This is a genomic window from Roseateles sp. L2-2, assembly GCF_050613215.1.
GTDB lineage: Bacteria > Pseudomonadota > Gammaproteobacteria > Burkholderiales > Burkholderiaceae_C > Roseateles > Roseateles noduli.
Genome location: NZ_CP192509.1, coordinates 4973840 through 4999175, shown reverse-complemented (window position 1 = coordinate 4999175; position 25336 = coordinate 4973840). Strand labels below are relative to the sequence as shown.

22 protein-coding genes are annotated in these 25336 nt (G+C 70.2%); 10 read left to right on the top strand and 12 right to left on the bottom strand.

What is annotated here, in order from left to right:
- Window positions 1-51 precede the first annotated feature (51 nt).
- The 5 genes from ACQZ13_RS22315 to ACQZ13_RS22295 form a co-directional block, all read right to left on the bottom strand.
- On the bottom strand, window positions 52-1284 hold the full coding sequence (locus tag ACQZ13_RS22315; RefSeq protein ID WP_431048133.1) for an ABC transporter permease: 1233 nt from the start codon (window positions 1282-1284) through the stop codon (window positions 52-54).
- 20 nt (window positions 1285-1304) lie between these two features.
- The gene (locus tag ACQZ13_RS22310) at window positions 1305-2618 is read right to left on the bottom strand and encodes an ABC transporter permease (RefSeq protein WP_431048132.1); all 1314 of its coding nucleotides are present in this window, start codon (window positions 2616-2618) and stop codon (window positions 1305-1307) included.
- 17 nt (window positions 2619-2635) lie between these two features.
- Window positions 2636-4090 carry a TolC family outer membrane protein gene (locus tag ACQZ13_RS22305; protein ID WP_431048131.1) on the bottom strand — a complete coding sequence of 485 codons (1455 nt, stop codon included), beginning with the start codon at window positions 4088-4090 and terminating at the stop codon, window positions 2636-2638.
- A 23-nt stretch (window positions 4091-4113) separates the two neighbouring features.
- The gene (locus tag ACQZ13_RS22300) at window positions 4114-4845 is read right to left on the bottom strand and encodes an ABC transporter ATP-binding protein (protein ID WP_431048130.1); all 732 of its coding nucleotides are present in this window, start codon (window positions 4843-4845) and stop codon (window positions 4114-4116) included.
- Window positions 4846-4931: 86 nt separating this feature from the next.
- On the bottom strand, window positions 4932-6200 hold the full coding sequence (locus ACQZ13_RS22295; RefSeq protein ID WP_431048129.1) for an efflux RND transporter periplasmic adaptor subunit: 1269 nt from the start codon (window positions 6198-6200) through the stop codon (window positions 4932-4934).
- A gap of 334 nt (window positions 6201-6534) precedes the next feature.
- Here ACQZ13_RS22295 and ACQZ13_RS22290 point away from each other — a divergent pair, with 334 nt between their 5' ends.
- Window positions 6535-7041 (top strand): hypothetical protein, encoded by a 507-nt coding sequence (locus ACQZ13_RS22290; RefSeq protein ID WP_431048128.1) that lies wholly within the window; start codon window positions 6535-6537, stop codon window positions 7039-7041.
- A gap of 21 nt (window positions 7042-7062) precedes the next feature.
- Here the strand turns inward: ACQZ13_RS22290 and ACQZ13_RS22285 are convergent, their stop codons facing one another.
- On the bottom strand, window positions 7063-8892 hold the full coding sequence (locus tag ACQZ13_RS22285) for a glutamine--tRNA ligase/YqeY domain fusion protein (protein WP_431048127.1): 1830 nt from the start codon (window positions 8890-8892) through the stop codon (window positions 7063-7065).
- A 259-nt stretch (window positions 8893-9151) separates the two neighbouring features.
- On the opposite strand from ACQZ13_RS22285, the gene ACQZ13_RS22280 reads away from it, so the two are divergent.
- Window positions 9152-11095 (top strand): hypothetical protein, encoded by a 1944-nt coding sequence (locus ACQZ13_RS22280; RefSeq protein ID WP_431048126.1) that lies wholly within the window; start codon window positions 9152-9154, stop codon window positions 11093-11095.
- A gap of 42 nt (window positions 11096-11137) precedes the next feature.
- Here the strand turns inward: ACQZ13_RS22280 and ACQZ13_RS22275 are convergent, their stop codons facing one another.
- The 6 genes from ACQZ13_RS22275 to ACQZ13_RS22250 all read right to left on the bottom strand — a co-directional run bounded on the left by ACQZ13_RS22275 (window position 11138) and on the right by ACQZ13_RS22250 (window position 18773).
- On the bottom strand, window positions 11138-12013 hold the full coding sequence (locus ACQZ13_RS22275) for a LytR/AlgR family response regulator transcription factor (protein WP_431048125.1): 876 nt from the start codon (window positions 12011-12013) through the stop codon (window positions 11138-11140).
- A gap of 30 nt (window positions 12014-12043) precedes the next feature.
- Window positions 12044-13204, bottom strand: coding sequence for a sensor histidine kinase (locus ACQZ13_RS22270; protein WP_431048124.1), 1161 nt, complete (start codon window positions 13202-13204; stop codon window positions 12044-12046).
- Window positions 13205-13226: 22 nt separating this feature from the next.
- Window positions 13227-13745, bottom strand: coding sequence for a DUF6622 family protein (locus tag ACQZ13_RS22265; RefSeq protein ID WP_431048123.1), 519 nt, complete (start codon window positions 13743-13745; stop codon window positions 13227-13229).
- A gap of 127 nt (window positions 13746-13872) precedes the next feature.
- Window positions 13873-16251 (bottom strand): hypothetical protein, encoded by a 2379-nt coding sequence (locus ACQZ13_RS22260; RefSeq protein WP_431048122.1) that lies wholly within the window; start codon window positions 16249-16251, stop codon window positions 13873-13875.
- 76 nt (window positions 16252-16327) lie between these two features.
- Window positions 16328-17065: a hypothetical protein gene (locus tag ACQZ13_RS22255; RefSeq protein WP_431048121.1), complete on the bottom strand. Its 738-nt coding sequence runs from the start codon at window positions 17063-17065 to the stop codon at window positions 16328-16330.
- 82 nt (window positions 17066-17147) lie between these two features.
- The gene (locus tag ACQZ13_RS22250; protein WP_431048120.1) at window positions 17148-18773 is read right to left on the bottom strand and encodes a helicase HerA-like C-terminal domain-containing protein; all 1626 of its coding nucleotides are present in this window, start codon (window positions 18771-18773) and stop codon (window positions 17148-17150) included.
- Between the two features lie 105 nt (window positions 18774-18878).
- On the opposite strand from ACQZ13_RS22250, the gene ACQZ13_RS22245 reads away from it, so the two are divergent.
- Genes ACQZ13_RS22245 through ACQZ13_RS22210 form a run of 8 tightly spaced genes read left to right on the top strand, consistent with a single transcriptional unit; the run spans window position 18879 to window position 25259 of the window.
- Window positions 18879-19604, top strand: coding sequence for a YebC/PmpR family DNA-binding transcriptional regulator (locus ACQZ13_RS22245; RefSeq protein ID WP_431048119.1), 726 nt, complete (start codon window positions 18879-18881; stop codon window positions 19602-19604).
- Window positions 19601-20884 carry a phosphoribosylamine--glycine ligase gene (gene purD, locus ACQZ13_RS22240; RefSeq protein ID WP_431048118.1) on the top strand — a complete coding sequence of 428 codons (1284 nt, stop codon included), beginning with the start codon at window positions 19601-19603 and terminating at the stop codon, window positions 20882-20884. Before ACQZ13_RS22245 ends, purD begins: the two co-directional genes overlap by 4 nt.
- 50 nt (window positions 20885-20934) lie before the next feature.
- Complete coding sequence (locus tag ACQZ13_RS22235; protein WP_431048117.1) at window positions 20935-21633, top strand: 1-acyl-sn-glycerol-3-phosphate acyltransferase; 699 nt, start codon at window positions 20935-20937, stop codon at window positions 21631-21633.
- On the top strand, window positions 21630-22565 hold the full coding sequence (gene hemF, locus ACQZ13_RS22230; RefSeq protein ID WP_431048116.1) for an oxygen-dependent coproporphyrinogen oxidase: 936 nt from the start codon (window positions 21630-21632) through the stop codon (window positions 22563-22565). Before ACQZ13_RS22235 ends, hemF begins: the two co-directional genes overlap by 4 nt.
- A 28-nt stretch (window positions 22566-22593) precedes the next feature.
- The gene (gene nadD / locus ACQZ13_RS22225; protein WP_431048115.1) at window positions 22594-23250 is read left to right on the top strand and encodes a nicotinate (nicotinamide) nucleotide adenylyltransferase; all 657 of its coding nucleotides are present in this window, start codon (window positions 22594-22596) and stop codon (window positions 23248-23250) included.
- On the top strand, window positions 23251-24168 hold the full coding sequence (gene rsfS / locus ACQZ13_RS22220) for a ribosome silencing factor (protein WP_431048114.1): 918 nt from the start codon (window positions 23251-23253) through the stop codon (window positions 24166-24168). It abuts the gene before it with no gap.
- Between the two features lie 4 nt (window positions 24169-24172).
- Window positions 24173-24643: a 23S rRNA (pseudouridine(1915)-N(3))-methyltransferase RlmH gene (gene rlmH / locus ACQZ13_RS22215; RefSeq protein ID WP_431048113.1), complete on the top strand. Its 471-nt coding sequence runs from the start codon at window positions 24173-24175 to the stop codon at window positions 24641-24643.
- A 7-nt stretch (window positions 24644-24650) separates the two neighbouring features.
- Complete coding sequence (locus tag ACQZ13_RS22210; protein ID WP_431048112.1) at window positions 24651-25259, top strand: Maf family protein; 609 nt, start codon at window positions 24651-24653, stop codon at window positions 25257-25259.
- Window positions 25260-25336 lie beyond the last annotated feature (77 nt).

Genomic DNA, 25336 nt, shown 5'->3' with positions numbered 1-25336 from the left:
TGCCCGCGCTGAGCGGGGGAAGCGGAACGGCCACGCGTGGGCCGTCGGTCGTCAGCCTCCGCGCAGCGCGGCCACCGGGGGCAGCGCCGCGGCCCGACGTGCCGGCGCGAACACCGCGATCTGGCCCAGCGCCCACAGCACCACCGCCCCGATCGGCAGATAGACGAGCGGCAGTCGCGGCAGCTCATAGCTGCGCATCAGCAGCAGGCTGATGCCGTACGCGCCGACCATGCCCAGCACGATGCCGGCGGTGGACAGCAGCAGGTTCTCGGTCTGGAAGTAGCGCAGGATCTGGCCGCGCGTGGCGCCCAGCGCGCGCCGTGTGCCGATCATCCGTGTGCGCTGCTGCACCCAGAAGCTGGCCAGGCCGACGATGCCGAAGGCGGTCACTACCAGCAGCCCTACGCAGACGCCGGCCAGCAGCTGGATCATGGAGCGATCCTGGCGGTAGTAGCCGTTGCGCAGCTTGAGGAGGCTGTCCTGGTCGCGCAGCACGCGGCGCAGGCCGGGGCTGTTGGCCAGCAGCTTCTCGCCCGCCGCCTTCAGCACGGTCTCGGGGTTGGCGCCCGGCGCGAGGCGGATCATGAAGTTGCCGCCGCGGAAGCTCGGCTGCACCGGGAACATCATGGTGTGCAGCGCGTTTTCGTCCTGCGAGCCGGGGTTGGGCGAGGGCAGCTCCTTCACCACGCCGACGACGCGCTGCGGCTCGGTGCCGTAGACGTAGATGGCCTTGCCGACGGCGGATTCGCCGGGCCACAGGCGGTCCGCCATCTTCTTGTTGATGATGACCGACGGCACGCGCGGATCGGGATTGGCGTCCAGCGAGGACCCGGCGACGAACTCGTTGGCTTCGAAGTCGCGGCCCTCGATCAGCTGCAGCCCCATGGTCTTGATGAAGTCCGGACCGATCGTGTAGTGGCCGCCGACGACGCGGCTGGATTGCTTGGGATCGGCGACCAGCCGCACGCCGGAGTTGTTGGAGCTGCGGCCGTACGGGAACTGGTTGGTCAGCGTGACCGAGGCAATGCCCGGCACCTGCCGCAGCGCGGCCAGGTCGGCCTGGGTCTGCGGCTCCGGGTTCTCGACGCGCGCCATGCTCGACAGCGAGATCGTCACCAGCTCGGATTCGGCGACGCCGGTCTCCGCGGTGATGCGCTCGACGCGCTGGAAGATCAGGAACAGCGCGTTGCAGACGATCGCGCAGGTCAGCGCGATCTGCAGCACGATGAGGCCGGCGGCGGTCTTGTGACGCTTGAGCGTCGACAGGATGGGCAGGATGTCCATGTTCGAATCTCCTCAGGGCCTCATTGAGTCTTCAGCTGGATGGCGGGCGTGATCTGGCACGCGCGCCACGCGGGCAGCAGGCCGGCCAGCAGGCTGGCCGCGAGCGACACGCCCAGCGTGGTCGCCAGCATCTGCCAGTCCAGCTGCGCGAGCTGCGCGTAGTCCGACGGGTTCTGCCGCACCACCCACAGGCCGACCCAGGTCAGCGCCAGGCCGAGCAGGCCGCCCACCAGGCCGAGCGTGCCGGCCTCGACCAGGAACTGCAGGAAGATCTGGCGCCGCGGCGCGCCCAGGGCGCGACGCACGCCGATCTCGCCGCTGCGGCGCAGGCACTTGGCCAGCAGCAGGCCGACGGTGTTGGTCAGGCACACGGCCAGGAAGCCGAAGGCCAGCAGCACCTGCAGCTTGATGTCGCTGGGCACGACCTTGCGGATCGCGAGCCACTCGTTGACGGCGCTGAGCTTGGGATTGGACGGGCGCTCGAAGCGGCCGGCCTCGCGCTGCTGGTCGGAATACTGCGTCAGGTAGGTCTTGTAGTCGGCGACCTGCTGGGGCGTGTCGAGCTGCACCCAGTACTGCAGCCACGAGCAGGGCGCGTTGGCCGAGCGCGGATCGATGCCGTCGGAGCGGCCCCAGCAGTTCATGTTGCCCGCGGCGCCGAAGCGCAGCGACATCGAGGTCGACAGCGGGATGTAGACGTCGGCGGCCTTCGCATAGGCGCCCAGGGTCAGGTCGTAATAGTGCGGCGCGGGGCGGAAGGGCTTGAGCACGCCGACGACGGTGAAGTCCTTGTCGCGCAGGCGCACCGTCTTGCCGCGGCTGTCCTGGCCGCCGAAGAGCTTGTCGTTGAGGTCGGCGGAGATCACCGCGACGCGCGCCTCCGCGGTGTCGTCGGCCGCGCTCCAGCCGTTGCCGTAGCGGAACGGGGCGTCGAACATGCCGAAGAAGTCCGCCGTCGTCCAGCGCCCGCCGGTGAAGAAGGGCGGTTGCGCGGCGTCGCCCGAGCCCGCCGGATCGATCGCGATGAAGGCGCCGGTCATGATGACCTGCTGCACGCCGCGCTTGGCGCGCAGCAGCTGCTCGGCGTCGAAGCGGGTGAGCTGGAGCTCGGGCTCGTCGCCCGGCTTCCAGTCGCGCTTGGGCTCGGCGTCGAGCTGCACGTTGAAGAGCCGGCCGCTCTTGTGCGGGATCGGGTCGCCGGACATGACGTGGAACACCGTCAGCGTCGTCATGCAGGCGGCCACGCCCATCGCGATCGACAGCAGCATCAGCGCCGTCAGGCCGCGGTGGCTGCGCATGGCGCGCAGGGCGAGTTCGAGGTAGTAGGTCAGCATGGGAGTCCTCTCTCAGCTCACGACTTGGCGGGCGGAACGGTCTTGACCGGTGGCGTGGGCGATGACGTCGAAGTTGGCGTCGAACTTGGCGTCGGCGTCGGCACGGGATTCAGCAGCGTGTTGACGGAGGCCAGCTCGGGTTCGCCGAGCGAGCCGGCCGCCTGCTGCAGCAGCAGCTTGGACAGCACGTAGCGGTGGCGGGCCTGCTCCCAGGCGTTGCGGGCGTTGCTCTGCGTCTGGATGGCCAGCAGCAGGTCGGTCATGGTGCGCAGGCCCAGGTCCAGGCCGCTGCGCGTGGAGGCCAGCGCCTTTTCCGCCGCCTGCACCGCGGCGCCGGCCGTGCGCATCTGGCTCAGCGCGGACAGCACCGCCTGGTACTGCGCCTGGGTCTCGCGCGTCATGGACCGGCGCGCGCTTTCGAGGTCGTCGCGCAGCTGTTCGCGCTGGTAGATCGCCTGGCGCTTCTGCGACTCGGTGGCGCCGCCGGCGAAGATCGGGATCGTCAGCTTCAGGCCGACCGTCGTCGTGTAGCGGCCCGAATCCTGCGGCGCGACGGCCGGGCCGGACAGCCGCTGGCCGTCCAGGCCGGCGCTCAGCGTCGGCAGGTGCGCGGCGCGCGCGGCGGCCACGCGCTGGTCGCCGGCGCTGACCGCCAGCGCGGCGGCCTGCAGCGAGGGGTTGTCGCGCAGCGCCTGCGTCACCCAGGCCTCGGGATCGGCCGGATCGGGCATCAGCATGGCGAGGTCGGGCGCCAGCGGCTTGAGCTCGCCCGGCATGCGGCCGGTGATCTGCGCCAGCGCCTGGCGCGCGTCGAGCAGATCCTCCCGCACCGAGGCGGTGTTGCCGCGCGCCAGCTCGTAGTAGGCGCGGCCCTGCTCGACGTCCAGCGAGGCCGACAGCTGCGCATCGAAGCGCGATTGCGCCTGCGCGACCTGCTGGCCGTAGACGTCCTCGATCGCCTGCGCGGTCTGCAGCGTGGCCTGGGCGTTGAGCACGCCGAAGTAGGCGCGGGCGACGCGGGCGCAGAGGTCGGCCTCGGCGGCGCGCACGCGCGCGTCCTCGGCGGTGACCAGCGTTTTCGCCGCATCCCAGCTGCGCAGCCGGCTCAGGTCGACGAGGACCTGGTTCAGGCTGTGCGTCAGCTGGTGCTGGCGGCCGTCGTCACGGGTGTGCGATTCGCTCAGCTGCGCGGTCCATTGCGGCAGCAGCTGCGCGCGGGCCTGGACGGCGAGTTCCTGCTGCTCGCCGCGCACCGCGCGCGCGCCGGCCAGCACGGGGTCGGCGGCGCGGGCCTGCGCGTAGATCTCCAGCAGGTCCTCGGCGGCGGCCGGCAGGCAGCAGCCGGCGCACAGCACGGCCACGGCGATCGCCGGCAGCCGCGCCATCGTCGACAGCAGCGGGCGTGCCGGACGGGCGGGCCGGACCGGGCGACCCGGTTCCGCCGCGCGCCTCGAAGGGAAGGGCAGTTTCATGGTCAGGACGGAGCGGGCCGGGATCAGGCGGACGTCGGCGTGAAGGACTTGGCCGCGCGCAGCAGCTCGGGGTCCATGTGGAGCTCGGCGGCGATGTCGACGACCTGGCCGTCGATCACGTGCACGTTGCGCTGCGCGCGCGCGGCGAGCTGCGGGTCGTGGGTGACCATGACGATGGTGGCGCCGTCGCGGTGCAGCTCTTCGAGCAGGTCCATGACGCTGCGCGCCATCGCGCTGTCGAGGTTGCCGGTCGGTTCGTCGGCGAGCAGCAGGCGCGGCGAGCCGGCCAGCGCGCGCGCGATGGCCACGCGCTGCTGCTGGCCGCCGGAGAGTTCGGCGGGGTAGTGGCGCTCGCGCGCCGACAGTCCCACGCGGGCCAGCGCATCGCGGGCGCGCTGCTGGCGTTCGGCGGCCTTCATGCCGCGGTAGCGCAGCGGGACCTCGATGTTGTCCAGCACGTTGAGGTCGGGGATCAGGTTGAAGGCCTGGAAGATGAAGCCGATCTTCTCGTTGCGCATGCGCGAGCGCTGCGTGTCGTCCATGCCGCTGACGTCGACGCCGTCGAGCTGGTAGCGGCCGCCGGTGAAGGCTTCGAGCAGGCCGGCGATGGTCAGGAAGGTCGTCTTGCCCGAGCCCGACGGCCCGGTCACCGCGACGAACTCGCCTTCGCGCACGTCCAGGTTGAACTCGCGCAGGGCGTAGGTCTCGATCATTTCGGTGCGGTAGACCTTGGAGAGCGATTGCATCTTCAGCATGAGGTTCCTCGCGGGCGTTGAATGGGGGGAATCGTTGAAGGGGGTCAGGGGCTTGGCGGCACGGGCTCAGCGGCTCGGGCTCGACGTCATGGGCTGAGGGTCACGCGCTCGGCGCCCTCGAAGGCCTGGGTGCCGGAGATGACGACCTGCTCGCCGGGCTTGAGGCCTTCCAGGATCTCGACCTTGGACAGGCTCTGCGCGCCCAGTCGGATGGGGCGCTTGACCGCCTGGCCGTCCTGCACGACGTAGACGAAGCGGCCGCCGCCGTCCTCGACGAAGCTGCCGCGCGCGACGATCAGCACCTTCTCGCGGCGGTCCAGCAGCACGCGCACCGACAGTCGCTGGTTCTGGCGCAGCTGGTCGGGCGTGGCGCCGTCGAAGCGGATGCGCGCGGCGACCTCGTTGTTGACGACTTCCGGCGACACCGTGCTGACCAGACCCTTCCACTGCCGGCCGTTGCCGGAGATCTCGCCGGGCATGCCGATGGCGAGGTCGCGGGCGAAGCTCTCGGGCACCTGCATCTGCACCTCCAGCGCGGTCAGGTCGACGACGGTGAGCAGGCCCGCGCCGGCGGCGACGTTGGCGCGTTCGGCGACCAGCAGCTGGCCGACCTGGCCGTCCACCGGCGAGTGCAGCTCGAGTTCCGCGACCTGGCGCTCCAGGTCCTTCACCAGCAGCTGCTGGCGTTGCAGCGCCTGCTGCTTGGACTGGAGCTCGAACTTCAGGCTGTCGTCCTTGAGGCCGAGTCCGGCCTGCGCATGGGCGGCGGTGATGCGCGCCTTCTCCATCGCGTCGCGGGCCTTCTCGACCTGCATGCCGGCGACGGCGCCGGCGTCGAAGGCTTTGGTCTGGCGGTCGAGGTCGTTGCGGGCCGTCTGCAGGTCGATGGCGGCGTTCTCATAGGTCGAGCGCAGGGCGGCGCGCTGTTCGCGGCCGTCGACCTCGGCGCGCAGCGCCTCGGTGCGCAGCGCGTCGGCGTTGCTCTGCTCCTGCGCGAGCTTGGCGCGCAGGTCGGGGCTGTCGATGACGCCCAGCAACTGGTCCTTGGCGACCTTGTCGCCGGCCTTGACCTTGAGGACGAGGTTGCCGCCGTGCAGCGCGTAGACGGTGGGGCTCATCGCGGCGACGACCTTGCCCTCGCCGGCGACGTCGCGCACCAGCGGGCCGATCTCGACCGGGGCGACGGACAGGCGCTGCAGGCTGACCGAGTTGCCGCTGCCCAGCATCCGCTGCACGGCGGGCGCGGCGGCGAACGCGGCGATCAGCAGTCCCGCGCCGGCCAGTGCCAGCCACAGGCGGCGGCGTCCCTGGGGGCGGGCGAGAGGAACGTCCTGTCCGGAGGTGTCGCGAATCATTGAGGTGTCCGAGTGCGGTGTCGTGTGATCGATGCCACACTCGTTTGCAAGCGGCGTGCCACCCGGAGTCAGTCGGGAATTCCTTTCTGAATCAACGGGTTGCCGCTCGATGTCGGTGTCGGATGAGTGTCCGCGGACACTCGGCGGACGCTGGGTGGACAGCGCCGGACATATCGGACAGCGAGGGAGTCCTCGCGAACGACCCGGGCCCGGACAGGGCGCCGGGTGGCTTGTCGGAGGCGGACGGCACCGCAGGCGCCGCACGCCCGCGCCATGGCGGCGCGGCGGACCCCTGAGGACACTGGCGGCTTGTCCCACTTCATGGAGCTTCGCCATGTTCTTCCCGGTCTACGCCAGTCCGGTCGTCCCGTACGCGGTCTACACGCCCTACAAACTCGCCTACGGCTGCGGCTTTAACGGTTTCAACGGTTTCAACGGTTTCAACGGACCTGTCGGCCCTGGCAGCTTCGGCAGGTCCAGCGGCTACGAGCCGTGGGACCCTTCCAGGCCCGCGGCCTGCGGCTTCGGTTCCTCTCAGGGATCGACCTCGCGACCCGGGCCCAACCCGGAGGTCGCTGTCGACAGCGGTTTCACTTTGGATCAGGTCCTGTCGAAGGGGACACTGCTGATGAGCCAACTTGAGCAACTGCTCATCAAACTGACCGCCAAGGCGGATTGCGGGACTCGCAAGGCAGAACCGCCGTCGCTTCCGCCGACCAAGGTAGTGGAAAGTCCTGACATGTTCACGCGCGATGCCGACGCGAACTTCGCCGAGGCGTTCTGCAAAGTGCCGGCCAACGCGGACTCGTGGATGTGTACCGGCAGGGGCGTGGTGCTCTGAACCGCCCCCCCGGCACGGGAATCACTTCCCGAAGCTGTCCCGCAACCCGGTGATCTTGTTGAACACCGGCGCTCCCGCGCGGTGGTCGACCCGGTCGGCGACGAAGTAGCCGTGGCGTTCGAACTGGACCTTGGTGTCCGGCGCCACGTCCTTCAGCGACGGCTCCAGGTAGCCCTGCGTCACGCGCTTGGAGTCCGGATTCAGCAGCTCCAGGAAGTTGCGGTCGCCGGCGTCGGGCTGGGCTTCGGTGAACAGGCGCTCGTACAGGCGCAGCTCGGTGGGCACGGCTTCATGCGCGCCGACCCAGGTGATGACGCCCTTGACCTTGACCGCGTCCGCGCCGGGCGTGCCGCTCTTGGTGTCCGGCACCAGCTTGGCCAGCACCGCGGTGATGGTGCCGTCGGCGGTCTTCTCGCAGCCGGTGCACTCGATGACGTAGCCGTACTTCAGCCGCGCCTTGTTGCCGGGGAACAGGCGGTGGTAGCCCTTGGACGGAACTTCCATGAAGTCCTCGCGCTCGATCCACAGCTCGGGGCCGAGGCTGAACGCGCGCGTGCCGAGCTCGGGCACGTGCGGGTGGGCGGGCGCCGAGCAGGGCTCGCGGTGCTCGGCCGAGCCGAAGATCTCCGCGTAGTTCTCGAGCTTGAGCTTGACCGGATCCAGCACCGCCATCGCGCGGGCGGCCTGGCCTTCGAGGTCGGCGCGCAGGTAGCCGTCCAGCACCGAGTACTCGATCCAGGCGTTGGTCTTGGACGCGCCGGTGCTCTCGACCATCGCGCGGATGGAGGCGGGCGTGTAGCCGCGGCGGCGCATGCCGACCAGCGTGGGCATGCGCGGATCGTCCCAGCCGTCGACGTGGCCCTCGTCGACCAGCTGGCGCAGCTTGCGCTTGCTGGTGACGACGTAGGTCAGGTTGAGGCGGCCGAACTCGTACTGATGCGGCAGCGGGCGCGCCAGCAGGCCGCCTTCGGCCAGATGCTCGACCAGCCAGTCGTAGAACGGGCGCTGGTCCTCGAACTCCAGCGTGCAGACGCTGTGCGTGATGCACTCCAGCGCGTCCTCGATCGGATGCGCGTAGGTGTACATCGGGTAGATGCACCACTGGTCGCCGGTGTTGTGGTGCGTCGCGCGGCGGATGCGGTACAGCGCCGGGTCGCGCAGGTTGATGTTGGGCGACGCCATGTCGATCTTGGCGCGCAGCACCATGGCACCGTCCGGGTGCTTGCCGTCGCGCATCTCGCGCAGGCGGGTCAGGTGTTGCTCGGGCGTGCGGTCGCGGAACGGGCTGTTGGTGCCCGGCGTGCCGAAGTCGCCGCGGTTGGCGCGCATGTCCTCGGGGGACTGCTCGTCGACGTAGGCCAGGCCCTGCGACACCAGGTACTCGGCGCCCCGGTACATCAGGTCGAAGTAGTTGCTGGCGTAGTAGAGGTGGGGCGTCTCCTTGCCGTCGGCGTCGGGGGCGTCCCAGCGCCAGCCCAGCCACGCGACCATTTCCTTGATCGCGTCGACGTATTCCTGCTCTTCTTTCTCCGGATTGGTGTCGTCGAAACGCAGGTGGCAGATGCCGCCGTAGTCGCGCGCCAGGCCGAAATTCAGGCAGATGGCCTTGGCGTGGCCGATGTGCAGGTAGCCGTTGGGCTCGGGCGGGAAGCGGGTGCGGATCTTCGCCGGGTCCAGCGGACCGGCGGCGTGGTGCGCCGCGTCGCCCGGGCTGCCGCCGAAGTGGCGCGCCGGCTGGAAGCCCTGTTCCAGGTCGCGCTCGATGATCGCGCGCAGGAAGTTGCTGGGCTTGACGGCGGCGTCCGTCTTGTCGGGCGCGTGCGCGCCGGCGGTCTTGTCAGGGCTGGACATCGGTGGGTGAAGTCTCAAGAGAGGCCGTGGATTCTACGTGGGCCGGGGCGGCCTTCCCCGGGGCGTGGATGTTGCGCGGCGCCCGTCCGGCAACGTGTCCGGCAACGCGTCTGGCAAGGCCTGGCTAGCTTGTTTGTAGCAATGGCCCGCCCGGATGGGCCGTAGCGGCTCCGAACATCGCGGACATCGGAGTCATGGCCGCCGACCGTCGCAACTTCCAGACTGCGGGTTTTCAGATCGACAACCGAAGCCTACGCCGATGCGACACCCTGACTCCGACATTCCGCCGCTCTCCACGTCCGCCGCCGCCAGACCCACGCAGGGCACCCGACGACGCCTCGTCGACGAGGGCGACCCGACGACGCCCGACCCGGACGAAGGCCGCGATCCCGGCACCGACGTACCGGCCACCGCGCCGGAGACGTCGACGTGCGACCCGGCGACTGCCGGCGTAGCCTCGCAGGAGGACGGGTGCGGTGCTGCTGCGGCGTTGCCCGGCGGTGCCGACGGCTCGACGGGGAAGGTCGTGGCCGCCCTGGCCACGTGGCTGGCTGGTGCCGCACTGATGGCCGGTTCGCCGCATGCGGGATCGGACGTCACCCCCTTGCCCAAGCCGATGCCGATGCCCGAGCCGAAGCCCGACCCGCTGCCCGGCCCGAAACCCGAGCCCAAGCCTGATCCCGTGCCGGACCCGAAGCCCGAGCCGACACCCGATCCCGTGCCGGATCCGAAACCCGAGCCGAAGCCTGACCCCGTGCCGGATCCGCAGCCCGAGCCGAAACCTGATCCCGTGCCGGATCCGCAGCCCGAGCCGAAACCTGATCCCGTGCCGGATCCGCAGCCCGAGCCGAAGCCCGATCCCATGCCGGACCCGCAGCCCGAGCCGAAACCTGATCCCGTGCCGGATCCGCAGCCCGAGCCGAAACCTGATCCCGTGCCGGATCCGCAGCCCGAGCCGAAGCCTGATCCCGTGCCGGATCCGCAGCCCGAGCCGAAACCTGATCCCGTGCCGGATCCGCAGCCCGAGCCGAAACCTGATCCCGTGCCGGACCCGAAGCCCGAGCCAAAGCCCGATCCCGTGCCGGACCCACAGCCCGAGCCGCCCACGGCGGCCGTGCACAGCGCGGCCCGCGACAACTTTCCGGCCCATGACGCGAGCGGCGCGGACTTCTACGGCGCCAACCTCGTCAACGCGCACACCTGGCTCGAGCTGGGGCTGGAGCCCGGGGCGACCTGGACCTACCGCATCGACGGCAGCCAGGACGAACGGGCCGGCCAGGGGACTCGCCTCGATCTGGCGGGTTTGAGCGACGGCCCGCATGAGATCCGGGTCCATCAGGTGGACGTCGCCGGCAACACCAGCGTCGACAGCGTGCTCGAACTCACGATGGAGAACACCGCGCCGGTGGCCGAGGGTCACTTCGGGGACGTCGACACGGTGCCGTCGTCCGCCGCCCCGAACTGGGTGAACGGCCTGACGATGCAGACCGACGAGGTCGCGCAGATCGTCCTGGTGCCGGTCGGGATCGCCAACGACGGGACGGCCCAGAGCTACCTCGAGAACGGGCGCGCCAGCGCCACCTGGGTCAAACCCTACGGCGCGAGCAACTTCGACTGGTCCAGGGACACCGAGGGCATGTCCGTGGTGCTGGCGATCGACAAGGCCGGCAATGCGTCCTTCGCGTCGCTGAGCACGTCGACGACGCCGGACGGGCTCGCCGTCCACGCGGTCGAGACCCGGGCCCGGATGTCGACGCCCCCCGTCAACATGGTCTCCGCGTCCGACGATGGATCCGGAACCTGGAAGGCGATGGCGACGGTGATCGAGAGCAGGACGGACCATCTGTTCGGCACCTCGCACGCCGATCACTTCGTCTGGGACGTGGTCTCCAACAGCCTGTACTCGAACAGCCAGGTCGACTGGATCCATGGCTACGACCAGCAACAGGGGGACGTCATCGACATCAACGACCGCGCGTTCCAGACGCTGAACACCAGCGTGGCCACGGACGTCGCCAGGTACTTCCGCAAGGAGATCCTGGCGGACGGCACGGTCTCGCTCTGGATCGACAAGGACGGATCGGGGCAGACCTATCGGACCGGGGACCCCGCCACCAACTTCGATCAGCAGATCCTGGTCACCGCCACACACGGCACCGACCTGACGATCCATCTGGCGAATGGCGGGACTGTCGTCCTCTGACGCCGGCGGCGCGCCCGCGCCGGACCGATCGCCCGTCGGGCGTCACATCGCCCGGAACAGGTGCCCGTACATGCGGCTCACCGCCAGCTTCTCCGGCCGGCGGCGCAGCCGCAGGGTGAGCTTGCCGGTGTCGTCGCGCTGGACGCGCTCGATCGCGTCCACGTGCACGATGTGCCCGCGGTGCACCTGCCAGAAACGGTCCGCGTCGAGCTGCGGAAGCAGCTCGCGCAGCGAGATGCGCACGAGGTACTCCTGCTCGGCGGTCATCACGCGGACGTACTTGTCCGCGGCCTCCAGGTAGACGACGTCGTCCACCGGCACCAGCACGATGGACTCGCCCACGCCGACCTGCAGATGGCGCAGCGGTCCGGCCGCTCCGGCGGCTGATGCGGCGGGCGCGCCGCCCGCGCCGGTCGCGGCAGTCGCGGCAGTCGTGCCGACGCCCAGCAGGCCGCGCAGTTGCTCGATCGCCGATTCCAGGGCCGCCGGCGGCTGCTGCCGCTGCGCCAGCGCGGCCTTCAGGCGCGAGACCGTCTGCGCGAGCCGTTCGCGCTGCACGGGCTTGAGGACGTAGTCCACTGCCGCGCGGTCGAAGGCCTGCAGCGCGAACTGGTCGTAGGCGGTCACGAAGACCAGCAACGGGAACGGCGAGCCGCCGGCGGCCCCGCCATCCCCGTCGCTGTCCCCGTCGGCGTCCCAGTCGTCGGCCAGTTGGGCCGCCGCTTCCAGCCCGGTCATGCCTGGCATGCGGATGTCGAAGAAGCAGACCTCGGGTCGGTGTCGCAGGGCCAGGGACACGGCCTCCTCGCCGTGCGCGGCCATGGCGACCACGTCGAGCTCAGGCCAGAGCGCCTTCAATTCCTGGCGCAGGTGCGCGGCCAGCAGTTCTTCGTCTTCGGCGATCAGGGCGGTAGGCATGGATGACTCCTCCAAGGGGTTCGGATCGATTCAGCGCGTGGCGCAGGACACGGGGCCAGGTGCTGCCGCCGACGCGGCCGACGCGGTCGACGGCAACGGCATGCGGATCCTCGCCCGCGTGCCGCCGCCCGCCGGGCGGGACAGGTCCAGGCGCGACAGCTCCAGCCGCGCCTGCGGGCCGCAGGCGACGGCCAGCCGGTCGCGGACCTGCACTGTGCCGAAGCCGCTGTCGGGCGAGCGCGCCGCCTCGGGGTCGAAGCCGGCGCCGTCGTCCTCGACGTCGAGCAACAGCTGACCCTCGACCTCCGCCGCCCGCACCCGCAGCGTGCCGCCACCGACGTGCGGTTCCAGGCCGTGCTTGATGGCGTTCTCCACCAGCGGCTGCAGCAGCAGCGGCGGCACCGGCAGCTCGCGCAGGGCTTCGGGCAGGTCGAATTCGAAGCGCAGCCGCGATCCCATCCGCACCTGCATCAACGCCAGGTAGTCGGCGATGCGGGCGAACTCATCTTTCAGCGGATGGCGCTCGGCGCGGGATGCCGACAGCGTCGCGCGCAGGAAGGCGATCAGGTGGTCCAGCATGGCCTGCGCGCGGTCCGCGTCCATGCCGATCAGCACCCGCAGGTTGGCCAGCGTGTTGAACAGCATGTGCGGTTCGAGCTGCGATTCGAGCAGCCGCAGCTGCGTCTCGGCGGCCTGGCGGCGCAGCGTCTCGGCGCGGGCTTCGGCGGCGGCGATGCGGTGGCGCGACAGGAAGAACAGCGTCGCGCCGAAGCCGGGGATCAGCGCGATCACCATCACGCTGAGCACGCGGCGCAACGGGCTGGAGAGCAGGCTCTTCTCCTGCAGGCCGGTCACCATGTTGGCGACCTCCACGCCCAGGCTGTAGCCGACCAGGGTGCCCAGCAGCAGGCACAGCACCATCAGCGGCCAGCCCGGCCAGTCGAAGGGCTCGGCCGGGGCGCGGCCGAGGCGGTCCAGCAGCCGCCAGCGGATCCAGCCCAGGCCGTAGCGGAGCAGGTTGATGCTGGCGGCGCAGCACAGCGAGATGAAGAAGCAGTAGATCAGCGTCGGCCCCAGCGGCTGGCTGAAGACGGCCACCAACGCCAGGGAGATGACCAGGGTCAGCGTCAGGACGATGAGCACGTGCCGGACGATCCAGCGCACGGGCGGGGAGAGGGGCAGGGGGCTCATGGGGGAGGAGTGTCGCGCAGGCTCAGGCGACGACGGCGGCGGAAGTCTGCGGACGATGGGAGAGGATGTTGAGCGCCCGGCCCAGGAAGGCGCCGCTGAACAGGCCGAAGACGGCGCTGAAGGCGAGTGCGTAGGCGGTGTTGTGGGCGTAGTCGGGGTGCAGGGCCAGGCTCATGCCCGAGGCGAACTTCAGGACGAAGATGCCGGCCATCAGCGCCATCGGCACCCAGCTGCCGGGGACGATGAAGCGGCGGGTGTCGGCGTCGTAGCGCACGTTGCCGGGCCAGCGCAGGGCGCGCAGCGCCAGCACGCCGGCGACGAGGCCCGCCAGCCAGGCCAGGCCCGCCAGGCCGTCCAGGCCGAAGCTCTTCTCGACGCCCCAGGCGCCGAACACCAGCCACAGCACGGGCAGCACGATCAGGCGCCTGGCGCGCATGGCGGTGGTGCGGGTCTGGCGGAGGCCGAAGTACAGGATCATCGCCAGGATCGCCCAGACGAAGCCGGGGATGTGGGACAGGATCTGGATCGGGGTGGGGTGCATGGCGGGCTCCGAGAGGCGGTGCGTTGTCGATGGGCTCGACTGTCGCGGCGCCCGCCGGGGCCGGCCATGGGATTGCGATGAGACGCACGGTTCCGGCGCGAACGGCGGCCGGAAGGCGTGAAGTGCTTCAGTAGAAGTACGGCGAGCGCTTGGCCCATTCCGACTTCGGATACAGGCGGTGCAACGTCTGGAACATGGCCTTGGACTGCGCGCTCTTGTCCTTGTCCACGCAGCCGCCCTTGGTCGACTGGATGCCGACGTACAGCAGCCAGGGCAGATCCGCCGGGCGGTCCGGGCGCTTGCTCTCGGCCAGCACCCACCTGGCGTAGGCCCCGGTGGCCGTTCCGATCGCCGCCAGCGCGGCGCGCTCCTTCGCCACGACGTCCGCGGCGGGCCATCCCGTCGCCGGACCGGGAATCGGATGCAGCCGCTCCCAATCCTTCTGCTCGCTGTTGGCCCCCTGGTCCAGCCGGCACCAGGTCCCCGCCACCGCTTCCTTCGGATCTCCCGGTTTCTGACCGACCAGCATCATGTTGGGCCCCAGTCCCCGGTCGACCTGGGCGGACAGCCCGTTCCTCGTGATCGAGGCCCGCCACAGCGCCGCGCGACGCTCCGCCGGGGTCGTCGCCTTGAAGTACGCGCCCGTCAGCGCCTCGCCTTCGGTCTTCGGCAGCAGGCCGGCCAGCGTCGTCGCCGCGGCGCGCGCCAGCTCCGGCTGGTCGAGCACGTCCGCGCGCCACCAGAGCCCGAACGCCAGTGCCGCCCGGATCTTGTCCGGCACCGCCTTCGAGCCGATCACCGCCGGCCATTCGGACACGGTGAAGCGCGTCACCAGCAAGGAGGCGCCGTCGTCGTCCAGCGCCCGGGTCGTCGACCCGGGATAGTCGTACGGATACACGGCGTCCGTCTGCGAGTAACGCGACCAGGCACCGCTCTCGCGGGCCAGCCAGGGGATGGCCTCCGCCGGCGTGCGCGCCAGGCGCAGCGCTTCCTCGGCCGCCAGGTTGCGCGCGGTCGACGTCGGGCCGGTCGGCGAGGTCAACGCCGCCAGCTGCGTCCGCGCCCGGTCGAACTCGCCCGCCTCGCGCAGCAGACGCACCTGCTGCATCCGCACGGTGCGCCAGCCCGGATGCGTCGCCGGCACCTTGTCCGCCGCCGCCTGGATCGCCTTCCAGGTCGACGCGTCCTTCGCCAGCGTCTTCCCGTCGGCGCAGACCATCGTCGGGATCAGCCACAGCACGCTGTCCGGTTGCGCCTTCCAGCGCGACAGCGGCGCCGCGCCGGTGCTCTCCGGCGACTTCACCGCTCCGGTATAGCCGGCCATGCAGCCGCGCAGCGCGAAGATCCAGTCGAACACCGGCAGCGCGCGGACGACCGTCTCCCGCGCCGCGAGGTCCTTGGGCGTGCCCTCATCCAGCCAGTGGTCCGAGATCCGCGCCCAGTCCGCCAGCGCCTGCGCCGGCGGCGCCTTGTCCAGCACCGCCAGCTCGCGGGTGAGCTGGCTCAGCCGCTTCTCCGGCTCGCTGCGCGCCCGCACCAGGTTCAGCAGGTCGTCCGCGGCGCGCTGCTGCACGGTCCAGTCCGCATGCGTGCCGATGAAAGCCGCCATGGGCTGGAGCTTGCCCAGCAGCGTCGGCGGCAGCTTCTGCGGGCCGTAGTCGCCCTCGTCGCGCGGCGTCAGCGTGGCCTGCCGCAGCACCGTGCGCATCCGCGCCAGCGCGGCCCAGGCCTGCCAGGGGTTCCCCTCGTCGGCGGCGATCCTGGCGAAGCCGGTCTCCGCCGGGATCCAGTCGCTCGCATAGAAGGCCGAGGCCGCGCGCTGGTAGTCGCGCGCCTGGCGCCAATGCAGCGGCTCGCTCGCCGGCAGCGCCTCGATCGACGGCCGCGGTTCCGGCGTCTGCTTCGCGGTCGCGGCGGTCCGGCCGGGCGGTTCCGCGGTGCATTGCGCGAAGACCCGGTCCTGGCCGTCGATCCAGGCCTTCAGCCGTACCGGCGTCGCGTCGGGCCGCCGGCGCAGCGCGGCCAGCGTCTCCACTGCAAAGGCGTAGGCGCCGTCGGGGCAGTTCAGGAACTCCTCGTAGGACTTCTCGTCCGCCGCCCGCATCGACCCGGGGCGCCACTGCGGCGCGTCCGCGACAACTTCCTTGCGCGCGCTCAGCCAGGCACCGATCGGCGGATGTTTCTCCGACTCGTAGTTGGAGGGGCTGTAGATCGCCGTGCAGCAGGCCTTGTCCAGCCACTCGCCGGCGATCGGCACCAGCGGGCGCTTCGCGTCCGCGCTGGCGATCGCGCGCCAGGCCGTGTAGAGCATCGGCCGCGAGTAGCTCGGCAGCACCGTGCCCAGTTCGCCCTGCACGTAGCGGTCCAGCCGCACCTCGGTCCGGCTGAACGATACGAAATCGTCCCCGCCGTCGTAGCCGCTGGCCCAGACGGGAAGCACGCCACCGCCCGCCAGCAGCAGCGCGAGCGCCGTCGCGCGGAGCTTGAAACCTGTCGCCGTGTTCATCGTCGTCCTCTTCGTCGTTGTTGCCATCGCCATCGCCATCCCTGTTGCCGTCGAAGTCGTCGTCGCCTGCCCGTCGTCATCGTGGCGAGGCCGCGCCGCCCCAGATGTCCGCTTCGAGCGCTTGCGGCCACGCGGTGGCCCGGCCGCGCGCCAGGTTGAACCAGTACCGCTTCGGCCAGCGTCGCTGCCAGTCGGCCGGCGGCGTGTCCTGCGGCGAAAACCCGGCGGCCTCGTTGCGGCAGCGCGGGTGGAGTTCCGTCGCGCCGGCGGCCAGTTCGCGCTCCCAGCGCGCCCGGTCGACGCCGAGCCGGAAGAACATCGGCACGACTTCGTCCGCGACGATCGGATCCATCCACGCGCTGCTGCGGCATTGCCAGGCGAGCAGCGTCACCGAGAGCCGCGTCGACGCCGGCAGCGCCGCGCGCAGCCGCTTCACCAGCGCGTGGTAGCTGTCGCGCTGCGAGGGCACGGCCTCGAAATCGAGCTGCACCCAGCCGCTGGTGGAGCGCCGAGCTGCGGCGACCATGCGCTGTTCGATCGCGGCCTGCTGACGTTCATTGAGCGCCCGACCTGGCGAGGCGTCGGCGCCGCGGCCGTCGTAGAGCTCGCCGGCGGGCACCTGACGGCGCAGCTGCGGCAGCGGATCCACATGGACGACCGGCGTCACCGGGCGGCCGCCCGGCGGGGGCAGGCCTTGCCGTCGCGGCTGCTCCTCGATGCCGTCCGGCGTCAGGCGCATCTGCGTCACGGTCACCGCCCAGGCGGTGGCGCGCGGCGGCGGGGCGTGGTGGTCCCAGACCCAGGCGATGTCCACAGGCCCGGGGTCAGGCCTTGCGGACGTGCCCGCCGCAGCCGGGATGGCTGACGGGGCGACGGTGGCGCCCGGCGCCGCCAGCTCAGCGGCGGCGCTTAGTACCGCCGCCGCCCAGCAGGCTGCCCAGCACGCCACGGACGATCTCCCGACCCACCGACGATCCGATGCTGCGCAGCGCCGACTTGGCCGCCGTCTCCGCCAGCCCCTCGTGACGCCCGCCGCGCGGGCCGGTGCTGCCGAACAGCACGTCCTTCAGCCCGCCGAGCAGTCCGCCGCCGTCGTCCTGCGCGGGCGCGGGGGCGGGCGCGCCGCCGCGACCCGTGGTCGGCGCGCGGCGGAACGCCCGGTCCGCCTCGTCGGCGATCGAGCCGGAGCCGGCGCCGCCGCGCGGCGATCCGGCCTGCGAGGGCTGCGGTGCCGCGTCGGCCGTCGTGGACGCCCGACCGGTCAGCTTCTCGTACGCCGACTCGCGGTCGATCTGCTTCTCATACACCCCGGCGACCAGAGAGCCGCTGATCAGCGCCTTGCGCTGCTCCGGCGTGATCGGCCCGATCTGGCTGCCCGGCGGGAGCACGAACACGCGCTCCGTGATGGCAGGCCGGCCCTTCTCGTCGAGCAGGCTGATCAGCGCCTCGCCCACGCCCAACTCGGTGATCGCCATCGCGATGTCCAGCCCCGGCTTCGGGCGCATCGTGTCCGCCGCGGCCTTGACGGCCTTCTGGTCCCGAGGTGTGAACGCGCGCAACGCATGTTGCACCCGGTTGCCGAGCTGCCCCAGCACCGTGTCCGGGATGTCCAGCGGGTTCTGCGTCACGAAGTAGACGCCCACGCCCTTGGAGCGGACCAGCCGCACCACGAGCTCGATCCGTTCCACCAGCGCCGCCGGCGCGTCCTTGAACAGCAGATGCGCCTCGTCGAAGAAGAACACCAGCTTGGGCTTGTCCAGGTCGCCGACCTCGGGCAGCGCCTCGAACAGCTCCGACAGCATCCACAGCAGGAAGGTCGCGTACAGCCGCGGCGCGGCCATCAGCTTGTCCGCCGCCAGGATGTTGATCACCCCGAGTCCATCCGACGTCTGCATGAAGTCGTGGATGTCGAGCATCGGCTCGCCGAAGAACTTGTCGCCGCCTTGCGCCTCGATCTGCAGCAGCCCGCGCTGGATCGCGCCGACGCTGGCCGCCGAGACATTGCCGTACTGGGTGGTGAACTCGCTGGCGTTGTCGCCCACGTGCTGCAGCATCGCGCGCAGGTCCTTCAGGTCCAGCAGCGCCAGGCCGTGGTCGTCGGCGATCTTGAAGACCATCTGCAGCACGCCGCCCTGGGTCTCGTTGAGCCCCAGCATCCGCGACAGCAGCAGCGGCCCCATGTCGGAGACCGTCGCGCGCACCGGATGGCCCTGTTCGCCGAACACGTCCCAGAGCGTCGTCGGGCAGGCGATGGGCACCGGCGGCTCGAAGCCGCGTTCCTTCAGCACCGCCAGCAGCTTGGTCGACGGCGCGCCGGCCTGCGAGATGCCGGTCAGGTCGCCCTTGACGTCCGCCATGAACACCGGCACGCCCATCTGGCTGAACGATTCGGCCAGTTTCTGCAGACTGATGGTCTTGCCCGTGCCGGTGGCGCCGGTGATCAGTCCGTGGCGGTTGGCCAGTGCCGGCAACAGCTGGCACTCGATGTCGCCGTGGCGGGCCAGCAGGATCGGGTCGGCCATGCGGAAGTCTCCAGAGGCAAAAAAGCTAAAATCGCAGTCTAACGAAGCAACCACCGCGCCGCCCCGGAGAATTTCTTCCGGGCCGCGTCACAGGAGAACGAGGACATGGCAGGGCATTCCAAATGGGCGAACATCCAGCACCGCAAGGGTCGCCAGGACGAGAAGCGCGGCAAGGTCTGGACCCGTCTGACGCGTGAAATCATCGTCGCGGCCCGTGCCGGCGGTGCCGACATCAACATGAACCCCCGCCTGCGTCTGGCGATCGAGAAGGCCAAGGGCGCGAACATGCCGGCCGACAACATCAAGCGCAACGTCGACAAGGCCACCGGCAACCTCGACGGCGTGACCTACGAGGAAATCCGCTACGAAGGCTACGGCATCGGCGGCGCCGCGATCATCGTGGACTGCATGACCGACAACCGCGTCCGCACCGTCGCCGAAGTCCGCCACGCGTTCAGCAAGTACGGCGGCAACCTGGGCACCGAAGGCTCGGTCGCCTTCCAGTTCAAGCACTGCGGCCAGCTGGTGTTCGCGCCGGGCACGTCCGAGGACAAGGTCATGGAAGTCGCGCTGGAAGCCGGCGCCGAGGACGTCCTGACCGACGACGAGGGCGCCATCGAGGTGCTGACCTCGCCCGCCGACTACGAAGCCGTCAAGAACGCGCTCGAAGCCGCCGGTCTGAAGCCCGAAATCGCCGAAGTCACGATGCGCGCCGAGAACACCATCGAGCTGACCGGCGAAGATGCCGCCCGCATGCAGAAGCTGCTGGATGTGATCGAAGACCTGGACGACGTCCAGGACGTCTACAACAACGCGAGCCTGTCCGAATGAAGGTCCTGGTCCTGGGCAATGGTGGCCGTGAACACGCGCTGGCCTGGCGGCTGGCGCAGGGTGAACGCGTCACGCAGGTCTTCTTGGCCCCCGGCAACGGCGGCACCGCGCGCGACCCGCTGCTGAAGAACGTCCCGATCACCGACGTGAAGGCGCTGGCCGACTTCGCGATCGAACAGAAGATCGCCCTGACGGTCGTCGGACCGGAAGCCTTCCTGGCCGCCGGCGTCGTCGACGAGTTCCGCGCCCGCGGCCTGCGCATCTTCGGACCCACCAAGGCCGCCGCGCAGCTGGAGAGCTCCAAGGCCTTCGCCAAGGAGTTCATGAAGCGCCACGGCATCCCGACCGCCGCCTACGAGACCTTCAGCGACGCGACCCAGGCGCATGCCTACGTCGACGCGCAGGGCGCGCCCATCGTCATCAAGGCCGACGGCCTGGCGGCCGGCAAGGGCGTGGTCGTCGCGATGACGCTGGCCGAGGCGCACGAGGCGATCGACTGGATCCTCGCGGACAACAAGCTCGGTGTCGTCCACAACGAGGGCGGCGCCCGCGTCGTCATCGAGCAGTTCCTCGAAGGCGAGGAAGCCAGCTTCATCGTGCTGTGCGACGGCAGGAACGTCCTGCCGCTGGCCACCAGCCAGGACCACAAGCGCCTGCTCGACGGCGACCAGGGCCCGAACACGGGCGGCATGGGGGCGTACTCGCCCGCGCCGGTCGTGACGCCCAACGTCCACGCCAAGGCGATGCACGAGATCATCATGCCGACGATCCAGGGCATGGCCCGCGACGGCGCGCCGTTCACCGGCTTCCTGTACGCCGGCCTGATGATCGACGCGCACGGCCAGCCGCGCACCGTCGAGTTCAACACCCGCATGGGCGACCCCGAGACGCAGCCGATCATGATGCGTCTGAAGAGCGACCTGTTCGAGGTGCTGATGCACGCCACCGACGGCACGCTCGACCAGGTCGAGCTGCAGTGGGACCGCCGCGCCGCGCTGGGTGTCGTGATGGCCGCCGGCGGTTATCCGCTGTCGCCGCGCAAGGGCGACGCGATCTCCGGTCTGCCGGAGGACGGCGAGGAGGCGATGGTCTTCCACGCCGGCACCGCGATGCAGGCCGACGGCCAGCTCGTGACCAGCGGCGGCCGCGTGCTGTGCGTGACCGCGCTGGGCGAGGCCGTGCGCCATGCCCAGCAGCTGGCCTACCAGACCGCGCAATCGATCCAGTTCGACGGCAAGCAGTACCGCCAGGACATCGGATACCGCGCGATCAAGCGCTGATCCGCGCCGCGACGAGCGCCCACGCGAACCGACCCGGACCCCGACCTGCCGTGGCCCCTTCCGCCCCTCGCCGCTGGACCGGCGCGCTGACGCCGATGCCCGGCGGCAGCGCGTTCGCGCGCGCCGTGCTGCGTGCCTTCGGCTGGCGCATCCTCAACGACGGCCTGCCGGGCAAGCAGGGCGTCGTGATGGTGTATCCGCACACCTCGAACTGGGATTTCCCGGTCGGCGTGCTGACGAAGTGGAGCCTGGGCTTCCAGCTGAAGTTCTGGGCCAAGGACAGCCTGTTCAAGCCCGCCGTCGTCGGTCGCTGGATGCGATCCATCGGCGGCGTGGCGGTGAACCGCCGCTCGGCCAACGGCATGGTCGCCGACACGGTCCAGCAGATGCGCGAGGCCAAGGCGCGCGACGAGTCCTTCTGGCTCATCGTCGCGCCCGAAGGCACGCGCAGCTACGTCGACCACTGGAAGTCCGGCGCGTACCACGTCGCCGTCCAGGCCGGCGTGCCGGTCGGGCTGGCCTCCTTCGACTTCGCGACGAAGCGCGTGCTGTTCACCGACTTCGTCGAGGTCAGCGGCGATCCGGCGCAGGACTTCGCGCTGTTCGCCGAGGTCCTCGGCGGTCGCCAGGGCAAGCATCCCGAGAACGCCGGACCCATCCGGCTGAAACCCGATTCCCTCGGGGAATCCCACAAGGATTCCTCCCCGGAATCCCACAAAGAACCCGCCAAGGACGGAGATCCCCGATGAATACGCAGTTGGTGCGCGATTACCTGCTCGGCCTGCAGCAGCGGATCGTCACGACGCTTGAGCGTCTGGACGGCCAGGCATTCATCACCGACGCCTGGCAGCGAGAGCCCGGCGGCCGCCTCGAAGGCGACGGCCTGGTGCGCCTGATCGAGAACGGCGCCGTGTTCGAACGCGGCGGCGTCAACTTCTCGCACGTGCGGGGTCGGGTGTTGCCGCCCTCGGCGACGGCGCACCGCCCGGAGCTGGCCGGCGCGCCTTTCGAGGCGATGGGCGTCTCGCTGGTGATGCATCCGCACAACCCGTTCGTGCCCACGGTCCACATGAACGTGCGCATGTTCGCGGCGCTGCCGCCCGATCGCGAGCCGGTCGTGTGGTTCGGCGGCGGCATGGACCTGACGCCGTACTACGGCTTCGAACGCGACGCGCAACACTTCCACCGCACCTGCCGCGCGGCGCTGGAGCCCCACGGCGAGGCGCTCTATCCGCGCTTCAAGCAGTGGTGCGACGAGTACTTCCACCTCAAGCACCGCAACGAGCCGCGCGGCGTCGGCGGCATCTTCTTCGACGATTTCGCCGAGGGCGGCGTCGAGAAGGCGTTCGGCATGGTCCAATCCGTCGGCGACGCGTTCCTGCCCGCCTACGAGCCGATCGTCGATCGTCGGCACGGCCTGGCCTACGGCGAACGCGAGCGCGACTTCCAGGAATACCGGCGCGGACGTTACGTCGAGTTCAACCTGGTCTTCGACCGCGGCACGCTGTTCGGGCTGCAGTCGGGCGGTCGCACCGAATCCATCCTGATGTCGATGCCGCCCGTTGCGCGCTGGCGCTACGACTGGCAGCCGGAGGAAGGTTCGCCCGAAGCGAAGCTCTACAGCGACTTCCTCCGCCCCCGCGACTGGGCGGACGAGGTGCCGACGCACCTGTGGTTCTGAAGGCGCTTGTGAGCCGGAAGGATCCGCAGTGAGCGACGGCGCTTCCGGGAAACCGAACGATCTGGCGAAGGGGTCGGGTCGTGTCCGTCAGGTCGGGTGGTTCGGCGGATCCTTCGATCCGGTGCATCGCGCGCATCTGGCGCTGGCGCATGCGGCACTCGACCAGCTGGCGCTGGACGAGGTGCGATGGATCGTCGCCGGGCGGCCGTGGCAGAAGGCGGGCCGCCGGATGGCGGCGGCCGCGGACCGTGCCGAGATGGTGCGGTTGACGATCGAGGGGCAGGGCGGGGATCCCCGCTTCGTCCTCGACGATCGCGAGATGAAACGCGCCGGACCGAGCTACACGCTCGACTCGGTGCGCGAGTATCAGCAGGAGCGTCCCGACGACGCGCTGTGGCTGATCCTCGGGCAGGACCAGTTGGCCGGCTTCCCGGGCTGGAACGGCTGGGAGGAACTGGTCGAGCGCATGGGGCTGGCGGTCGCGGCCCGCGCGCAGGACAAGGTACAGGCGCCGGCGGCGCTGCTGGAGCGGCCGCATCGGCTGGTCCGGCTGACGATGCCGGCGCTGGAATGGTCATCCACCGAGGCCCGCCGACTGGCGGCCGAGGGCGCTGACGTAGGGCCCGTGGTGGGCGAAGAGGTGGCGGGTTATATTTCCCGGCACCGTCTCTACAGTGAGAACTGAATGGACATCAAGAAACTGGAACGTGCCATCGTCGATGGTCTTGAGGATGTGAAGGGCCAGGACATCCTGGTCTTCGACACCGAGCGCCTGTCGCCGCTGTTCGAGCGCGTGATCATCGCCTCGGGCACGAGCAACCGGCAGACCAAGGCGCTGGCCTCCAGCGTGCGCGAGACGGTCAAGAAGCGCGGCATGCAGGTCATGCGCACCGAGGGCGAGGACAACGGCGAATGGATCATCGTCGACTGCGGCGCCGCCGTGGTCCACCTGATGCAGCCGGCGATCCGCCAGTACTACCACCTCGAAGAGATCTGGGGCGGCAAGCCGGTGAAGCTCAAGCTGGGCGACAGCGGCACCAAGCTGGTCAAGGCCTCCGAGCCGATGGACGACGAGGACGCGCCCAAGGCGAAGAAGTCCTCCGCCAAGAAGGCTGCAAAGTCCGACAAGGCCGAAAAGGCCGAAAAGGCCGAGAAGTCTGACAAGGCCGCCAAGAAGGCGACCAAGCTCAAGTCCGTCGACGGCGAGGCCATAGTCGCCGCGTCGAAGAAGGCGCCGACCCGCGCGACCGGCACGAAGTCCGCCGCCGCCAAGTCGGCAACGAAGGCTGCTCCGGTGAAGACCGCGGCAACCAAGTCCGCCAAGCCGGCCGGCAAGCCTGCTGCGAAGAAGGCGAGCATCAAGACGACCGCCGCCACGGCCAAGCCTGCTGCCAAGACCACCCGCAAGCCCGCCGCCACCCAGGCGCCGGTCGAGACGGTGAAGGTCGGCAGCAAGAAGCCGGTGACGAAGAAGGTCTCTCCGAAGGTCGCCGCCGCCAAGCCGGCAGCCGCCCCGAGAAAGCCGGCGGCCAAGTCGGTCTCCAAGCCGGCCGCCAAGAAGACCACGGTGAAGACCGGCACGAAGTCCAAGGCCAAGGCCTGACCCCGTGCGGCTGGTGTTGTGCGCGGTCGGGCAGAAGATGCCGGCCTGGGCCGATGAGGCCTATGAGGATTTCGCCAAGCGCTTCCCGCCCGAGATGCGGCTGGAGCTCAAGGCGGTGAAGGCGGAACCGCGCACCACCGGCAAGTCGACCGAGCAGCTGATGGCGGCCGAGGCGGTGCGCCTCGACGCCGCCTGCCCCAAGGGCGCCCGGCGGGTCATCCTCGACGAGCGCGGCGAGCGCGTCACCTCGAAGCAGCTCGCGCAGCGGCTCGAGTTCTGGCGCGGCGACGGGCGCGACGTCGCGATCTTCATCGGCGGCCCGGACGGGCTGGACGACAGCATCAAGTCGAGCGCCGACGAGAAGCTGCGCCTGTCCGACCTGACCCTGCCGCATGCCTTCGTGCGCGTGCTGCTGGCCGAAGGCCTCTACCGGGCCTGGTCCGTCATGGAAGGCCATCCCTACCACCGCGAATGAACTGACGATGTCCGCAGATTTCCTGTACCTCGCGTCGCAGAGCCCGCGTCGGCGCCAGTTGCTGGAGCAGATCGGCGTTCGTCATGAACTCCTGCTGCCCGGCGCCGACGAGGACGCCGAGGCGCTGGAGGCCGTGGTGGCCGGCGAGTCGCCCGACGACTACGTGCGCCGCGTCACCGTCGCCAAGCTCGATGCTGCGCTGCAGCGTCGCGCGCGTCGCGGCCTGCCGCCCGCGCCCGTGCTGTGTTCCGACACCACGGTGGCCCTGGGCGATCGCATCCTCGGCAAACCCGACGATGCGGCGCATGCGTCGGAGATCCTCTCCCGGCTGTCCGGTCGCGAACACCGCGTGCTGACCGCCGTGGCCGTCGGCACGCCGGACGGCCGGCGGCTGAGCGCGGTCAACGTGTCGCTGGTGCGCTTCGCCGTGATCGGCGACGAACGCCTGCGCGCCTATGTGGCTTCGGGCGAACCCATGGGCAAGGCCGGCGCTTACGCGATACAAAGTCAGGCGGCCGCCTGGATCGAACACATCACCGGCAGTTATTCGGGCATCATGGGCCTGCCGTTGTTTGAAACGGCGGAGCTGTTGCGGGAGGCCGGTTTCCCCGTCTGAACACGGACGGGAAAGCGGAGCGGCAGCGGACCCTGGACCGACAAAGCTTTCCGGAAGGCGACTCGAGCGTTGCCGCC

Excerpts from the sequence above, each read along its gene's own strand:
- ACQZ13_RS22300 (WP_431048130.1), bottom strand. The coding sequence starts at position 4,845 with ATGCTGAAGATGCAATCGCTCTCCAAGGTCTACCGCACCGAAATGATC.
- ACQZ13_RS22270 (WP_431048124.1), bottom strand. The coding sequence starts at position 13,204 with ATGAGCCCCCTGCCCCTCTCCCCGCCCGTGCGCTGGATCGTCCGGCAC.
- ACQZ13_RS22310 (WP_431048132.1), bottom strand. The coding sequence starts at position 2,618 with ATGCTGACCTACTACCTCGAACTCGCCCTGCGCGCCATGCGCAGCCAC.
- hemF (WP_431048116.1), top strand. The coding sequence starts at position 21,630 with ATGAATACGCAGTTGGTGCGCGATTACCTGCTCGGCCTGCAGCAGCGG.
- ACQZ13_RS22245 (WP_431048119.1), top strand. The coding sequence starts at position 18,879 with ATGGCAGGGCATTCCAAATGGGCGAACATCCAGCACCGCAAGGGTCGC.
- ACQZ13_RS22250 (WP_431048120.1), bottom strand. The coding sequence starts at position 18,773 with ATGGCCGACCCGATCCTGCTGGCCCGCCACGGCGACATCGAGTGCCAG.
- ACQZ13_RS22285 (WP_431048127.1), bottom strand. The coding sequence starts at position 8,892 with ATGTCCAGCCCTGACAAGACCGCCGGCGCGCACGCGCCCGACAAGACG.
- ACQZ13_RS22315 (WP_431048133.1), bottom strand. The coding sequence starts at position 1,284 with ATGGACATCCTGCCCATCCTGTCGACGCTCAAGCGTCACAAGACCGCC.
- ACQZ13_RS22260 (WP_431048122.1), bottom strand. The coding sequence starts at position 16,251 with ATGAACACGGCGACAGGTTTCAAGCTCCGCGCGACGGCGCTCGCGCTG.
- ACQZ13_RS22275 (WP_431048125.1), bottom strand. The coding sequence starts at position 12,013 with ATGCCTACCGCCCTGATCGCCGAAGACGAAGAACTGCTGGCCGCGCAC.
- ACQZ13_RS22295 (WP_431048129.1), bottom strand. The coding sequence starts at position 6,200 with ATGATTCGCGACACCTCCGGACAGGACGTTCCTCTCGCCCGCCCCCAG.
- rsfS (WP_431048114.1), top strand. The coding sequence starts at position 23,251 with ATGGACATCAAGAAACTGGAACGTGCCATCGTCGATGGTCTTGAGGAT.
- ACQZ13_RS22210 (WP_431048112.1), top strand. The coding sequence starts at position 24,651 with ATGTCCGCAGATTTCCTGTACCTCGCGTCGCAGAGCCCGCGTCGGCGC.
- ACQZ13_RS22265 (WP_431048123.1), bottom strand. The coding sequence starts at position 13,745 with ATGCACCCCACCCCGATCCAGATCCTGTCCCACATCCCCGGCTTCGTC.
- ACQZ13_RS22290 (WP_431048128.1), top strand. The coding sequence starts at position 6,535 with ATGTTCTTCCCGGTCTACGCCAGTCCGGTCGTCCCGTACGCGGTCTAC.
- ACQZ13_RS22305 (WP_431048131.1), bottom strand. The coding sequence starts at position 4,090 with ATGAAACTGCCCTTCCCTTCGAGGCGCGCGGCGGAACCGGGTCGCCCG.
- purD (WP_431048118.1), top strand. The coding sequence starts at position 19,601 with ATGAAGGTCCTGGTCCTGGGCAATGGTGGCCGTGAACACGCGCTGGCC.
- ACQZ13_RS22280 (WP_431048126.1), top strand. The coding sequence starts at position 9,152 with ATGCGACACCCTGACTCCGACATTCCGCCGCTCTCCACGTCCGCCGCC.